Raw genomic sequence first — 14,471 nt, 5'->3', positions numbered from 1 at the left:
AAGACTAAAGACCGAAGACCGATCAATGGTTACGGAAACTTTCTTTTATTTAATGTTTTTTCTAAAAGCGATCATCATATTCATTAAATGATGGGCTTCTTTATATAATTTAGTGAAATTTAATTCTGTTATATAGTTTCTTCTTTTTGCTTTAAATAAACAGGTTACTACTTCTGCTAGTGAACGAATTGCATACCCTAAGAATTTCTTTTGCTCAGGATTGGACTGACCTATTGAACCTTCTGAAATGTTTAAAGCAATTGAATCAGCAGCTCTACATATCTGGGAGGATAAATTGAATTTTTCCCTTTCTGGGAATGACAAACTCAATTGGTAGAGAACCTCTCCTATATCCATGGCTTTTTGCCAAATATCAAGTTTTTCAAATTTAAACTTATTCATTTTTAAGCTATTGTTGAAGACGTCAATCTTCCGTCTTCAGTCACCTGTCTTTTAAGCAATAATCTTTACCCCTTCAGTGTTTATTTTTGAAATGTGTATATCAAAATCAATATCAGAATTTGCATAAACACCTAGCATGGCTTCTTTTATCTTGTTTGCCTGTTCTAAACCTTTACTTAGTGCAAAAATTGATGGTCCTGAGCCAGAAATGCCAGCGCCTAATGCTCCTGCATTTAATGATGCTTGTTTTACTTCAGTAAATAGAGGAATCAATTTGCTTCTGTAAGGTTCTACCACAACATCTGTTAAAGCGCTTTTAATTAAATCGTAATTGCTAGTATGTAGAGCATGTACTAAACTCCCTAAGTTGGCCCATTGTGTTATGGCTTTGCTCAAAGGTACTTTGTTAGGCAGTATGGCTCTGGATTCAGAGGTCTTTATTTCTATTTGAGGATGAATTATAGTTGCGTATAAATCATCAGGAGAAGGGATTTCTAATATTTGTAACGGTGCTACACTTTTTACCAAAGTAAAGCCACCAAAAAGAGCAGGAGCTAAATTATCCGCATGTTCACATTTGCTTGCTAAAGCTTCTCCCTTTAAAGCGAACTCTGTTAATTGGGTTTTGTTAAAGGGTCTACCGATTAGCTCATTCATGCCAAAAACACTCCCTACTGCACTTGCAGCACTACTGCCAATACCACTACCTGGTTTGATATTTTTATAGATCTCAATTTCAAAACCAAAATCAACATCCAAAGCGTCATACATAGCTAATGCGGAAACACCAGCAACATTCAATTCCGCTTCTTTAGGGAGATTAAAACCTTCAACTCGGGAAATAAAAATACCTTTTTTATCAATTTTCCGGACTACCATTTCATCTCCCACATTATCTAAGCAGAATCCCATAACGTCAAAACCGCAGGAAACATTGGCTACTGTAGCTGGCGAAAATAGTTTTATTTCATTCATTTTTTCTATTAAATATTGTTCGGCTGCACTGCTGCAGGTAATATCACTTTCTATGTGTAACTCCATTACATTTAGTTGTTACCTAATCTTATAATGTCTGCAAACAATCCTGAAGCTGTAACATCTGCACCGGCACCTGCACCTTTTATAATCATAGGCTGCTGTGAATAGCGCTCTGTATAAAACATCACAATATTATCACTGCCCTCCAAATTATAAAAAGGATGACCTACAGGGATTTCTTGTAAACTCACACTAGCTTTGCCATCATCAAATTTTGCAACATATTTTAATTGGCAGTTATTTGCTTTTGCTGAAGCATATAAACTTTGGTAATGGGCTTCATCTGCTATTAGTGTTTTATAAAACTCTTCTACAGAACCGCTTTTTAAACCTGATGGAGATAAAAAGGATGTATTTTCTATATCGTCCAAATTTAATTCAACTCCACTTTCTCTTGCGAGTATTAAAATTTTACGTGCTACATCAACACCGCTTAAATCAATCCTAGGATCTGGCTCTGTATACCCTTCGGCTGCTGCTTGTTTTACTACATCGTAAAACTTGGTAGAGTCATTAAAATTATTAAATACAAAGTTTAGGCTTCCTGAAAGTACAGCCTGTATGGATGTAATTTTATCTCCAGAAGCTACCAAATTATTTAAGGTGTCAATAATTGGTAAACCTGCGCCAACATTAGTTTCAAATAAAAATGGTGCATTATATTTTAACGATAGACGTTTTAGTTCTTTATAATTGGAAAAATCACTAGAACACGCAATTTTATTACAAGCCACAACCGCAATGCTTTCTCTTAAATAGTTATTGTAAAGTGAAGCAACATCGGCATTTGCCGTAACATCTACAAAAATACTATTGCGAAGGTTTAAAGATTTTGCTTTTTCAAAAAAGCCTTTTAATGAGGCGGTTTCGCCATTGTTTAAATCTGTTTTCCAATCTTTAAGATTTAATCCAGAGCCATCAAAAATCATTTTACGAGAATTAGATAATCCCGCAACTCTCAAATTAATTTTTAAATGTTCTTTAAGATACTTTTTCTGTTGTTTTATTTGTTCCACTAATCGTTCTCCTACGTTACCAACTCCGGTAATAAAAACATTTAACTGTTTAGTAATGCTTTCAAAAAACGCCTCGTGTAGCGTGTTTAAGGCCTTGTTGACATCGTTTTCGTTTATGACAATGGAAATATTACGCTCTGAAGCACCCTGAGCAATAGCCCTGATGTTGATGTTGTTTTTCCCTAAAGACGAAAACATCTTACCACTAATACCTTGATGGTTTTTCATGTTATCTCCAACCAGAGCTACAATAGATAAATTCTTTTCTACAATTAAAGGTTCAATTTTGTGTAACGCTATTTCATTTTCAAACGTAATATCGATAGACGTTTTTGCTATTTCAATATCTTTTTCTTCAATACCTATACAAATAGAATGTTCTGAAGAGGCTTGCGTAATTAAAATAACATTTACTTTTTCATTAGAAAGCGTCTCAAATAAACGCTTAGAAAACCCCGGGATTCCTACCATGCCACTTCCTTGAAGCGTTAATAATGCAATGTTTGAAATATTACTAATGCCCTTAACAGGTGTACTTATACCATTTGTATCTTTGGAAATAATTGTTCCTACAGCTTCTGGTTCCATAGTATTTTTAATATGGATAGGTATGTTTAAATCTAGTACAGGCTGTACTGTTGGAGGGTATAATACCTTAGCACCGAAATGAGACAATTCCATGGCCTCTTGATACGATATGGTTGTAATAGGATAGGCTTGTTTTACTATTTTAGGATTTGTAGTATACATACCGCTTACATCTGTCCAAATTTCAAGCTGTTCAACATGTAATGCAGCAGCAACTATAGCTGCCGTAAAATCTGAACCACCACGCCCTAGAGTAGTCTGTTCCCCAAAAGTGGAATTTGCAATAAAACCGGGTAGGATAGTAATATTTTCTTTAGTAGACTCGAAATATGTTTTAATATTAGCATTGGTAACTTTGTAGTCTACTTCGGCTTTAGTGAAATTAGAATTTGTAATTACCAATTCTTGAGAGTTCTTTCTACTAGCCAAAATAGTTCTGTTTTTCATAGTTTCGGCTATAATAAAAGAAGACAACAATTCGCCAAAGCTTACTAATTTATCTGATGTTTTGGGGGAGATTTCATTAATTAGAAAAATACCCTCTAATAAACTATACAGTTCATTTAATTTTTCTTCAGCGTAAGCTAAAATAGAAGTATTGTTATCTGGGTTTAACTCTTTAATAATAGAGTGGTGTGTGTCTTGTATAGTTTTAAAAGTATCTTTAAAACTTTCATCCTTGCCTTGGGCTTGTCTCCCTGCTAATAACAATTTATCAGTAATACCTCCAACAGCAGAAACTACACATATTACTTTACTATTCTGCGCATAAGAGTTTAAGATATTTATAACTTTATTTATATTTTTTGAAGAACCTACAGAAGTTCCTCCGAATTTTAAAACTTTCATTTTATGTAATGAATTGAAATTGTAACTTAAAATTTAAAAAGATGTAATTGTAGAAATTACACGTAAGCCTGAAATAATATATAACTAATAACCCCAAAGGGTTGTTGTGTTTGTAGTTGTAGCTAAAATAATAGTTGTGTTTGAAGACTGAGTAAACACGATTGTAAATTTATTTTGGCTTGAATGATTCATTTTCGTTATATAAAACATTTCAAAAGTATTACTTTTAGCCTAATAAAAAAACTAAACTTATTTTTTTGCAAGATTCTTATCATCGTTAATTTTTCATTTAAAAAAAACGACTAATTGCGAAAAGAATTGAAAGATTGATAATAGACGTTTTATGAAGATATTTTCTAAAGAACAAATATATGCGGGAGATAAACTTACCGCAGAACGGCAAAACATTACATCTACTGAATTAATGGAGCGTGCAGGTACCCAAATTTTTAATTGGATGCACGCACGCATGCAAGGTGCTCAAGTGCCTGTACACGTATTTTGTGGTATTGGCAATAATGGTGGGGACGGATTGGTATTAGCTAGGCATTTGGTAACACATGGTTATAATGTACATACTTACGTTATTAATTACAGTGATAAACGTTCTAAAGATTTTTTGATAAATTATGATAGGATAAAAAACGTTACTAAAAAATGGCCCACACTTTTAAAATGTACAGAGGATTTTCCACAAATACATCCAGATGATATTATAGTTGATGCAGTTTTTGGTATTGGGCTAAACCGACCTGTAGATGATTGGGTAAAAAAACTATTTCAGCACTTTAGAGCTACAAAGGCATTTACGTTATCTATTGATATCCCTTCTGGATTGTACACTGATAAAGCTGTAGAAGATCCTGACGCTGTTGTTTATGCAGGGTTTACTTTAAGCTTTGCTTCTCCAAAATTAGTGTTCTTTCTGCCAGAAACAGCCAAATATACGGTGCAATGGGAAATTTTAGATATTGGATTGGATCCAGAATATTTATATACTACCCAAACTGAAGTTGAACTTATAGGTAAACATGAGGTTTTGCCAAATTATATCCCTAGAGATAAGTTTTCGCATAAGGGACAATTTGGACATGCATTAATTATTGGAGGGTGTTATGGGAAAATTGGAGCTGTAACATTAACAAGTAGGGCTGCATTATCAGTTGGAGCTGGATTGGTAACTGCCTATGTGCCTAAATGCGGTTATGTACCTTTACAGTCCAGTCTTCCTGAAGTCATGGTGATTACAGATACTGAAGAAGAAAAAATCACCGCGATTGATTTTGAAATAGAACCTACTGTAGTTGGTTTTGGAATAGGAGCAGGAACAGATACAAAGACTGTGGCTGCTTTCGAGGAGTTCTTAAAATCTAATAAAGTTCCTTTGGTTATTGATGCTGATGGACTTAACATACTGGCTAAAAAGAAGGCATTGTTAAAACTATTACCAGAACATACAATTTTAACACCACACCCGAAAGAGTTAGAACGGTTAATTGGTTCTTGGAAGGACGACTTTGAAAAGCTTAAAAAAGTAAAAGCTTTTTCAAAAAAACACAAGATTATTGTAATTGTAAAGGGAGCCAATACCATTACAGTGTTTAACGAACGCTTTTTTGTAAATACTACAGGTAATCCAGGTTTGGCAACTGCGGGTAGCGGTGATGTATTAACAGGTATTGTAACTGGATTGATAGCTCAAGGGTATCACCCATCAGTTGCTGCTATTTTTGGGGTGTATTTACATGGGAAATCTGCTGATATTGCTGTAGAGGATTTTGGATACCAGAGTTTGATAGCAAGCCATGTTATTGAATACTTAGGGGAGGCGTTTATAGATTTGTTTAAACAACCTGAACCACCTCAAACTCAGGAAGAATCTGAAGCGAATGCGTAATAATTACAAACGACAATAAAAAAAGCCGCAATTTGCGGCTTTTTTTATGGAATATTTTTTAAATATTAAGAAGGTCCTTAAATAAGTCTCTTAATTTTGGATTTGATGGTCTAGGAGCATTAGCATCTACAATGTTTCCGTTTGGATCAATGAGAATAAATCTTGGAATACCTTGAATTTGGTAGTCTTTTACGAACTGGGAATTCCAGTCGTTATCTGCAAATAGCTGTACACCACCTAATTCTTTATCGTTTACCATGGTTTCCCATTTAGAGAAGTCTTTTTCTTTATCAATGGAAACACTTACAAATTCAATATTTTTATCATGAAAATCGGTTTCAACTTTCTTTAATGACGGAATTTCTCTAACACAAGGCCCACACCAAGTAGCCCAAACGTCTATATAAACATATTTGCCTTTTAGATCATCTAAAGATGTTGTTTCTCCATTATGGTTTCTGTAATCTGTAAACTTTGGAGAAGGCTTACCTTTAGATAATGCAGTTAACTTTGTATACTTCTCTTTTACAAAAGCATTGTTTTTTTCATTGCTGGAATTTTCAATGAACAAATTATAAAACTTCTCTAAGTCCTTTGAATGACTCATGTTGTTGGCAGCAAAAGCATAAAGCATATCTTCTTTTACTTTTTTGTTTTCAATACTGCTTACTGCTTTAATATAAGCTATGTCATTATCAATACTATCTTTTTCTGAAATTGTTGATGCTTTATCTCTAAATTTACTTGTTAACAGTAATTTATAATTTTCAGAGAAAAAATAATCGTCTTCATTTATAACATCAAAACCTTGCACTTCTTTTAAGAAATCATCAGATACCTTGAAGTCATTATTCTTAGTAACATATTTATGATAACTTTCATATTCGTTTATTCTCGCCAGATAGTTATAATTTAAATTACGTTTTTCTAGATACGTAAATTCATCGGGCAGAGTTTTGTAAAGCTCTAGTAGGCTATCACTGGATTTTTTAATTGTTTTAAACTTATTTTTAAATTCCGTTTCGTTTAGCTTGTATAACTCCCATCGGTTTGCAAGTAGGGTCTTTTCGTATTTTCGTTTTTCATATAAATATGTATTCACTTTATCGCCGTCTCCAGTAAAGGTAAGTGTATTGTCAAGGTCTTTTACATCATAACTCACATTTAAGTTATATCCTGGCTTAACATATACAAACACTGGGTTTGTACCATCAAAAATTATATAAGAGTTTTTGTCCGTATCTAGTGTGTCTGTAAAAGTACCATCGGCTTTTATATCCAGAGGTTCGCTAAAAGTTCTATCATAACTATTTATGGTTACAGCTCCTTTTTTGTTGGTAATTTTCCCTGAAATAACAGCATAATCCACTGTTTTGTCTCCTTTTTTATCACAGGCAAGAAACGCAATTAAGCTCAAGGTAATTAGAATTTTCTTCATATTTTGATATTTTTGTTTTACGAAAATATACATTTAGTTTAATTATAAGGCTTTTATTAACAATTGTTTAAGGTTGGAATTTTAAGGGTTACAGTTTGTGGGTTATATCCTGATATTTTACAGTTTTTGGAATAATATCTAGAAGCTTAAGTTGTTTTTGTACGTTCATAATGGTGGATTCATCAATAAGTTCTTGCGACCACTCCGTAATGGCTATCCAATCCTGAACATCTTCAATTTTTTGGTCATATTCATTTGCTATCATTCTATCAATACTCGGTATGTCTTTAAATTCTGAGGTTGTGGTATTAATAATTCTTAAAATCGTTTTTAAATCTTCGCTATTATTTTTAATATAATCTTCATGTGCCGCTATTACAAAGCAAGGCCAGGGGGAAGGGCAGTCATCAATGCGTCTAAAAGTACCATCATCAACTAATGGTTTTGTTGTGTATTTTTCCCAAAGAAAATAATCAGCTTTCCCATCCGTTAGTCCTTCTACGGCACCATCTAAGTTTTTTATCACTTCAAAATCTAAATCTTTCTCTAAATCCCAATTGTTATGCTCTGCATTGATATATGCCATTAAATGAGACCCAGAGCCATATCTGCTAATAGCGGCTTTAGTGCCCTTTAAATCTTTAGTAGTTTTGTATTTAGAATGATGCGCTACATGTACTCCCCAAATAAGTGGAGTTTCAACAAATGTCTGCACAATTTTGCTAGGATTTCCTGCAATAATATCTTTAATAATGCCTTCTGTTAAAATAACAGCAACATCAATCTCTTTTTCTCGAAGCGCCTTACACATAGCCCCTGTACCTCCATGGTAATCATGCCAGCAGAGGTTTATGCCTTCAGTTTTATACTCTTCATTTTTAAGTGTTAGGTGCCACGCTAAATTGAAATGCTCGGGCACTCCGCCAATATTTACGTTCTTCATCTAAATTCTTTCTAAGGTATAAGTGATTAAATTTTCTATGGTTTTAAGCGGGTTTTTACTAAATGTACCGTTTGCTCTGTTAGCAATAATAGCATTAAGCGATATGGCATTGTGCCCTAATAAATTAGATAAACCGTAGATGCCTGAAGTCTCCATTTCCAAGTTGGTAATTTTGGTGCCCTTGTAATTAAAGCTATCCATTTTTTTATTTAATAAAGGGGTTTCTAGCGGTAATCTTAAAGTGCGTCCTTGTGGGCCATAAAAACCATTTGCTGTAGCTGTTAGTCCCTTTAATGTAGAAGTGCTCTCAAATTTGGATATTAGAGATTTTGCTCCCTTAACTACAATAGGCCTTGCTTTAGCGATACTCCAGTTTGTATGGTTTATAAATGCTGTTTCTATGTCTTTATGCGAAATGCTTTCTATTTGATAGGAGTGGAGCATGCCATTTAAGTCCATGGCATATTCACTTATTAAAAAAGTATCTATGGGAATCTCAGGTTGTAGTGCGCCAGAAGTACCGATCCTAATGATATTTAAACTTTTAACCGTCTTGTTTACAGTTCTGGTTTTAAAATCGATATTAACTAAGGCATCCAACTCATTTAATACTATATCTATATTATCGGTACCTATGCCTGTAGATATTACAGAAACTTTTTTATCGTTAATGATCCCTGTTTGGGTTTTAAACTCTCTCTTCTGGGCTTCAAATTCTATGCTGTTAAAATGCTTTGTTACTAAATCTACCCTATCTTGATCTCCCACCAGTATTATTGTATCTGCAATATCATTGGGTTTAAGATTTAGATGATAAATACTGCCATCTGGATTTAGGATAAGTTCTGAAGCTTTAATTGGCATGCAATGGCGACTTAATAAGTTTGTTTTCTGATTTGCTAAATTGAAAATCTAGATTTTTTACACCACCAAATACCATCTCGTTTTTTAATGTTTTTAGGGCATTGTGTTGGCCATGGATTGTTTCATGTCCTTTTCTGTTGAGTTCTATACTATTATCTGAAATCGTGTAAAAGGGGTCTAGATAGTCAATAATGCGTTTCATTTGCAAATCGCCATAACCATAAAACCCTTGGTAATTTAATGCATAACCTAACAAATGGTGTTTAGATTTTATATCGTTCTTTTCAATAAGTTTTAAAATATTAGTTTCTAGAATATTGAGACCTGTAATAGAATCAGGGAAACGTTCTAAATGCGCTTTTAAGCAGTTGCTTAAATATTTAAAGGAGGACGACTTTACTATATATGGTTTAAATAAATTGTGATCTACACCACAATAGATATTCCATAATGTACGTGCGAGTTCTAAGTCTGTATCCAATAATTGTATCTTGTTCTTAAAATGCTTCATGAGCTGTCCTGAACTTAATTCTGATAACCCTTTAAGTTCTTTAGCTCCTGAAACCCTTCCGCTACATACTAAATAAACAGGAAGCGTAATATTTTTTTCATTCAGCAGGTTGATTACTGCTAGCATGTTGATATGACAAAACAAATCATATTCAAACCACAACACAACTTCAGTATATCTTTTATTCGCCTCATTTAGTTGGGATAACGCTACTTCAATCTTATTGGGGTCTAAATCAATATCGTAATAAGCTTTTAAAAATTTACGTCTTGCTGCAATCAAATCATCAGAGTGCACTACCTCCTTAGTAGGGCCTTCGCATAACATTTCCTGCCATGTTACAATTTCCCCTTCTATTTTCAGTTCATTAAGATATGCCGTTAATACGCCTCCGTTGGTAATATGTAAAACCTCTTTACCCATAAATTATCCGCCTACACGTTTTACGTTAAATCCTTTTTCTTTTAGAATGTGCATGATTTTATCTCTATAATCGCCCTGGATTATAATTTTGTCATCTTTAAAGCTACCACCAACACTTAGTTTGGTTTTTATCTCTTTTGCTAAAGCTTTAAAATCTTCGGTAGCTCCTGTGTAACCTTCAAGAATTGTTGTGGGCTTTCCTTTTCGCTTTTCGTATTTACAAATTATCGGGTCATCCTGCATCCAGATATTTGAATCTTCAGAAGTGTTATCGTCTGTAGTTTCTGGTTCGTGGTCAGGAAAGAGTTTTTTTAGTTGATCTTGTAAATCCATGTTTTAAGTTTGCGGTTTGCAATTTAGTAAGCAATAAGTTTTATTTAGAAATATTTGACTGAATACTGCTACTGCGAATTGTTTACTTTTTAATAAGTCCTAATTCAATTAAACGTTCTGTTAAAAATTCTCCCGCTGTAATATCCTCAAATTGTTTTGGAGTGTTTTCGTCAATACAATTCTCGAGTACATCAAGCTTCATGTCGCTTACTGGGTGCATAAAAAACGGAATGGAATATCGGGAAGTTCCCCAAAGTTCTTTTGGAGGGTTTACCACTCGGTGTATGGTAGATTTTAATTTGTTATTGGTATGTCTAGATAGCATATCCCCAACATTAATCATTACTTCGTCTGGCTGGGCAATAGCATCTATCCATTCGCCTTTATGGTTTTGTACCTGTAAACCACGACCTTGTGCTCCCATTAACAAAGTTATTAGATTAATGTCGCCATGTGCAGCAGCACGAACAGCTTCTTTAGGCTCTTCTTTAATAGGCGGGTAGTGAATTGGTCTTAAGATGGAGTTGCCATTTTGTATGTAATCATCAAAATATGTTTCATTCAAGTTGAGATGTAAAGCCAAAGCTCGTAGTACATATTTTGCTGTTTTTTCAAGCATTTGGTATGTTTTTTTACCTACTTCATTAAAACGGGGGAGCTCTTTAACCTCAACATTTTCAGGGTAATCGTATTTATCTCTTTCATTTTCGTCAATATATTGGCCAAAGTGCCAAAACTCTTTTAAATCCCCTTCCTTTTTGCCTTTAGCACTTTCTTTTCCAAAAGAAACGTATCCGCGTTGTCCTGCAATTTCAGGAATTTCGTATTTCTGTTTTATTTCTACAGGTAAATCAAAAAAGTTTTTTACTTCATTATATAAATTTTCAACTAAGGTATCATCTAAAAAGTGTCCTTTAAGTGCTACAAAACCAATCTCCTCGTATGCCTTGCCGATGGCATTCACAAACTTTTGCTTTTTTATGGTATCGCTAGAAATAAAGTCGCGTAAATCTACACTAGGGATGCTATTCATTCTTTTAAGTTTGAATTGTGATATAAACAAATGTACAAAAACAATCTGTTGTTTATTTATTGAAATATGTGCAATTTTTATATTAATAAAATGAGATTAAGTTATATTTGATAAAGTTTAACCGCTCTTTTTATGAAAAGCTCAAAGCCTGTATCTAAAATGAAGTTTTCAACATTGGAATTAGATGCCGAAATACTTTTAGATTTATACATGAATATGCTTAAGCCTAGGCTTATTGAGGAAAAGATGTTGGTGCTTTTAAGGCAGGGTAAAATAAGTAAGTGGTTTTCTGGCATAGGGCAAGAAGCTATAGCTGTAGGTGTGACAATGGCTCTAGATAACCATGAATATATTTTACCAATGCACAGAAATCTTGGGGTATTTACCACTAGAAAGGTGCCGTTGTACCGTTTGTTTGCACAGTGGCAAGGTAAGGCTTCAGGGTTTACAAAAGGCAGGGATCGTTCATTTCACTTTGGCACTCAACAGTATAAAATTGTTGGTATGATTTCGCATTTGGGACCACAATTAGGTGTTGCTGATGGAATTGCCTTGGCAGCAAAACTGAAAGATAAAAATGAGGTAACAGCTGTGTTTACCGGAGAAGGAGGAACTAGCGAAGGCGATTTTCATGAGGCGTTAAATGTGGCTTCTGTATGGCAACTACCCGTTTTGTTTTGTATTGAAAATAATGGTTACGGACTTTCTACACCAACTTCTGAGCAGTACAATTGTGAGAATTTAGCTGACAGGAGCTTAGGGTATGGTATGGAATCGCACCGTATTGATGGTAATAACATTATAGAGGTTTTCACAAAAGTAAAGGCGTTAGCTGAAAGTATACGTAAAACACCTAGACCAATTTTACTAGAGTTTAAGACTTTTAGAATGCGAGGGCACGAAGAATCCAGTGGCACAAAATATGTTCCAGATGCGCTTTTAGAAGAATGGAAAGGAAAAGATCCTATTTCGAATTTTGAAAGCTTTTTGGAAGCCGAAGGTATTTTAAACGCCTCGCAAAAGGCAGATATTATTTCAAATATTACTTCAGAGATTAACCAGCACTTAGAGGTCGCCTTTAATGAAAATGAAATAGATATTAATGCAACTAATGAGTTAAGTGATGTATTTAAAAAGCATGATTATAAACAAGTTACATCAAATTCAAACACTGAAGAGATTAGGTTTATTGATGCTGTTTCCGAAGGGTTGAGACAAAGTATGGAACGTCACGAAGATCTTGTAATTATGGGGCAAGATGTAGCGGAGTACGGTGGAGTTTTTAAAATTACTGAAGGTTTTGTTGAACAATTTGGGAAAGAACGGGTGCGCAATACACCCATTTGTGAATCAGCAATTGTTGAAACAGCTATGGGCTTATCCATAGCAGGAATGAAAAGCGTTGTAGAAATGCAATTTGCCGATTTTGTGTCTTCAGGATTTAATCCAATCGTGAATTATTTAGCCAAGTCGCATTATCGTTGGGGGCAGCATGCGGATGTTGTGATACGGATGCCTTGTGGTGGTGGAGTTGGTGCTGGCCCGTTTCACTCACAAACTAATGAAGCCTGGTTTACTAAAACACCAGGTTTAAAGGTAGTATATCCTGCTTTTCCATATGATGCTAAAGGCTTATTACATACAGCTATTAATGATCCTAATCCCGTATTGTTTTTTGAGCATAAAGGATTATATAGAAGTATTAAGCAAGAGGTGCCAGCAGACTATTACACATTGCCGTTTGGAAAAGCTAACTTAATAAAGACCGGAAATGAAATTACAATTATTAGTTATGGTGCAGGTGTGCATTGGGTATTGGATACTATAAATAAATATCCAGAGTTATCTGCTGATGTTATCGATTTAAGAACGCTTCAACCTCTAGATACAGAAACCATTTATAACTCTATTAGAAAAACAGGCAAGGTAATTATCCTTCAAGAGGACTCTTTGTTTGGTGGACTTGCCAGTGATATCTCTGCAGGTATTATGGAAAATTGTTTTGAATATCTAGATGCTCCGGTAAAAAGAGTAGCGAGTTTAGAAACTCCAATTCCCTTTGCCAAAGCACTAGAAGATCAATATTTACCTAAAGATAGGTTTGAAAAAGCACTAAATGCACTTTTGTCGTATTAATGTGTTCTGGTTTCTGCTTCAGAAAGAATAAAGGGGTAGGCATCCTTAACTTCTTGTAATTCTAATTTTGTTAATTTATCAAGAGGACGTTTTAAAACGTTGTCGCAATACGCTTTCCTGAGTTCAAAGTAAGCTTTGGTTAATTCGTCTTGTACTTCAATAAATTGATTGTAATTCGCATTTCTATCAGATTGTAAAGAAATTATGGCTTTACTTGGGTTGTCTGATAAGGTAGCTATTTTACTACCATTACAATAAGTACAACTGCCATCTCCATTATTATCAATAAAAGTTCTGGCTATATCTTTAACCTCGGCTACCTTAACAATTTTATCATCCATCATTACTTCGTTTTTTGAGTTGATGGCAATTTTTAAGATGTTCCTATCAGGAATGGGGATATTGCAATCTTCCCCTGGAGGGCATTCTTTTGGTAATTTTCTGTAAATACCTTGATCTTTGGGAATTACTGCTGTTACTAAGAAAAAAATTAATAATAAAAATGCGATATCTGCCATAGATCCCGCATTTACTTCTGGGTGTTCTTTTGTTCGTCTCATGATTTTTGCGTTATTGTTAAGTAATCTTAAATCACAAAAACAATACCATAAAACGATGCCATACTTCTAGCGCATGTTGTGGTGCACATGTTTCCATGTGTTTTGATTAGCCTTAAAACTTAGCATACGCTTGTGTATAAACAAATTTTCTTCTGTAATGTTTTTAAGGTGGTTTGGTATTTTAATAACTGTTCGCATTTTGATTGTTTTTTTGATGACAGGTGGAGTAGAGGCACTACTTATCTATAGCGCCTTTTACTGTTCCACAGTTTAATTTTTGTTCCATTAAAAGTTTCTGTTACTTGATTCGTGTTTAAAGTTCTCATAATTGATGTTTTTTTTGATTGATAAATTAATTTGATGAATTAAGAGTTATCTGTAACGTCTTTTGTTGTTCCATTTGTTAGACTTTGTATTGCTTAAAGTTTCTGTTAATTGGT

13 protein-coding genes are annotated in these 14,471 nt (G+C 34.1%); 2 read left to right on the top strand and 11 right to left on the bottom strand.

The window, feature by feature from the left end:
* Nucleotides 1–45: 45 nt before the first annotated feature.
* The 3 genes from JS605_RS14100 to thrA form a co-directional block, all read right to left on the bottom strand.
* Nucleotides 46–402 carry a four helix bundle protein gene (locus JS605_RS14100; RefSeq protein WP_203258361.1) on the bottom strand — a complete coding sequence of 119 codons (357 nt, stop codon included), beginning with the start codon at nt 400–402 and terminating at the stop codon, nt 46–48.
* Nucleotides 403–453: 51 nt separating this feature from the next.
* Nucleotides 454–1,377 (bottom strand): homoserine kinase, encoded by a 924-nt coding sequence (locus tag JS605_RS14095; protein WP_203258393.1) that lies wholly within the window; start codon nt 1,375–1,377, stop codon nt 454–456.
* Nucleotides 1,378–1,448: 71 nt separating this feature from the next.
* Complete coding sequence (gene thrA / locus JS605_RS14090; protein WP_203258360.1) at nt 1,449–3,893, bottom strand: bifunctional aspartate kinase/homoserine dehydrogenase I; 2,445 nt, start codon at nt 3,891–3,893, stop codon at nt 1,449–1,451.
* A 343-nt stretch (nt 3,894–4,236) separates the two neighbouring features.
* Between thrA and JS605_RS14085 the strand changes: the two genes are divergently transcribed.
* Entirely contained in the window at nt 4,237–5,790 is a 1,554-nt protein-coding gene (locus JS605_RS14085; protein ID WP_203258359.1) for an NAD(P)H-hydrate dehydratase, read from the top strand.
* 58 nt (nt 5,791–5,848) lie between these two features.
* On the opposite strand, the gene JS605_RS14080 is transcribed toward JS605_RS14085, so the two are convergent.
* From JS605_RS14080 to JS605_RS14055, 6 genes are all read right to left on the bottom strand, one after another.
* On the bottom strand, nt 5,849–7,228 hold the full coding sequence (locus JS605_RS14080) for a TlpA family protein disulfide reductase (RefSeq protein ID WP_203258358.1): 1,380 nt from the start codon (nt 7,226–7,228) through the stop codon (nt 5,849–5,851).
* Nucleotides 7,229–7,316: 88 nt separating this feature from the next.
* Complete coding sequence (locus JS605_RS14075; RefSeq protein WP_203258357.1) at nt 7,317–8,171, bottom strand: substrate-binding domain-containing protein; 855 nt, start codon at nt 8,169–8,171, stop codon at nt 7,317–7,319.
* Nucleotides 8,172–9,035: a nucleoside phosphorylase gene (locus JS605_RS14070; protein WP_203258356.1), complete on the bottom strand. Its 864-nt coding sequence runs from the start codon at nt 9,033–9,035 to the stop codon at nt 8,172–8,174.
* Complete coding sequence (locus tag JS605_RS14065) at nt 9,025–9,969, bottom strand: DUF1835 domain-containing protein (protein WP_203258355.1); 945 nt, start codon at nt 9,967–9,969, stop codon at nt 9,025–9,027. The genes JS605_RS14070 and JS605_RS14065 overlap by 11 nt, the downstream gene beginning before the upstream one ends.
* Before the next feature lie 3 nt (nt 9,970–9,972).
* A complete protein-coding gene (locus JS605_RS14060) occupies nt 9,973–10,302 on the bottom strand; it encodes a translation initiation factor (protein WP_203258354.1) in 330 nt (109 codons plus the stop codon).
* Nucleotides 10,303–10,384: 82 nt separating this feature from the next.
* Entirely contained in the window at nt 10,385–11,335 is a 951-nt protein-coding gene (locus JS605_RS14055) for an isopenicillin N synthase family dioxygenase (protein ID WP_203258353.1), read from the bottom strand.
* A gap of 159 nt (nt 11,336–11,494) precedes the next feature.
* On the opposite strand from JS605_RS14055, the gene JS605_RS14050 reads away from it, so the two are divergent.
* Nucleotides 11,495–13,471: an alpha-ketoacid dehydrogenase subunit alpha/beta gene (locus JS605_RS14050; RefSeq protein WP_203258392.1), complete on the top strand. Its 1,977-nt coding sequence runs from the start codon at nt 11,495–11,497 to the stop codon at nt 13,469–13,471.
* Here the strand turns inward: JS605_RS14050 and JS605_RS14045 are convergent.
* Together JS605_RS14045 and JS605_RS17655 are read right to left on the bottom strand one after the other, a co-directional pair.
* Nucleotides 13,468–14,031, bottom strand: a complete 564-nt coding sequence (locus tag JS605_RS14045) for an ExbD/TolR family protein (RefSeq protein WP_203258352.1) — start codon at nt 14,029–14,031, stop codon at nt 13,468–13,470. The genes JS605_RS14050 and JS605_RS14045 overlap by 4 nt on opposite strands.
* 66 nt (nt 14,032–14,097) lie before the next feature.
* Nucleotides 14,098–14,229 (bottom strand): hypothetical protein, encoded by a 132-nt coding sequence (locus JS605_RS17655; protein WP_262896326.1) that lies wholly within the window; start codon nt 14,227–14,229, stop codon nt 14,098–14,100.
* Between the last annotated feature and the right edge of the window lie 242 nt (nt 14,230–14,471).

The organism is Hyunsoonleella ulvae, assembly GCF_016827605.1.
Classification (GTDB): Bacteria; Bacteroidota; Bacteroidia; order Flavobacteriales; family Flavobacteriaceae; genus Jejuia; species Jejuia ulvae.
The sequence above is the reverse complement of the archived record's forward strand: the minus strand, read 5'-3'. Positions and strand labels throughout refer to the sequence as shown.

What these genes read in the sequence shown, in the direction of transcription:
- JS605_RS14085 (WP_203258359.1), top strand. Translation starts at nt 4,237, where the DNA reads ATGAAGATATTTTCTAAAGAACAAATATATGCGGGAGATAAACTTACC.
- JS605_RS14100 (WP_203258361.1), bottom strand. Translation starts at nt 402, where the DNA reads ATGAATAAGTTTAAATTTGAAAAACTTGATATTTGGCAAAAAGCCATG.
- JS605_RS14060 (WP_203258354.1), bottom strand. Translation starts at nt 10,302, where the DNA reads ATGGATTTACAAGATCAACTAAAAAAACTCTTTCCTGACCACGAACCA.
- JS605_RS14070 (WP_203258356.1), bottom strand. Translation starts at nt 9,035, where the DNA reads ATGCCAATTAAAGCTTCAGAACTTATCCTAAATCCAGATGGCAGTATT.
- JS605_RS14050 (WP_203258392.1), top strand. Translation starts at nt 11,495, where the DNA reads ATGAAGTTTTCAACATTGGAATTAGATGCCGAAATACTTTTAGATTTA.
- JS605_RS14095 (WP_203258393.1), bottom strand. Translation starts at nt 1,377, where the DNA reads ATGAATGAAATAAAACTATTTTCGCCAGCTACAGTAGCCAATGTTTCC.
- JS605_RS17655 (WP_262896326.1), bottom strand. Translation starts at nt 14,229, where the DNA reads ATGCGAACAGTTATTAAAATACCAAACCACCTTAAAAACATTACAGAA.
- JS605_RS14065 (WP_203258355.1), bottom strand. Translation starts at nt 9,969, where the DNA reads ATGGGTAAAGAGGTTTTACATATTACCAACGGAGGCGTATTAACGGCA.
- JS605_RS14075 (WP_203258357.1), bottom strand. Translation starts at nt 8,171, where the DNA reads ATGAAGAACGTAAATATTGGCGGAGTGCCCGAGCATTTCAATTTAGCG.
- JS605_RS14045 (WP_203258352.1), bottom strand. Translation starts at nt 14,031, where the DNA reads ATGAGACGAACAAAAGAACACCCAGAAGTAAATGCGGGATCTATGGCA.
- JS605_RS14080 (WP_203258358.1), bottom strand. Translation starts at nt 7,228, where the DNA reads ATGAAGAAAATTCTAATTACCTTGAGCTTAATTGCGTTTCTTGCCTGT.
- thrA (WP_203258360.1), bottom strand. Translation starts at nt 3,893, where the DNA reads ATGAAAGTTTTAAAATTCGGAGGAACTTCTGTAGGTTCTTCAAAAAAT.
- JS605_RS14055 (WP_203258353.1), bottom strand. Translation starts at nt 11,335, where the DNA reads ATGAATAGCATCCCTAGTGTAGATTTACGCGACTTTATTTCTAGCGAT.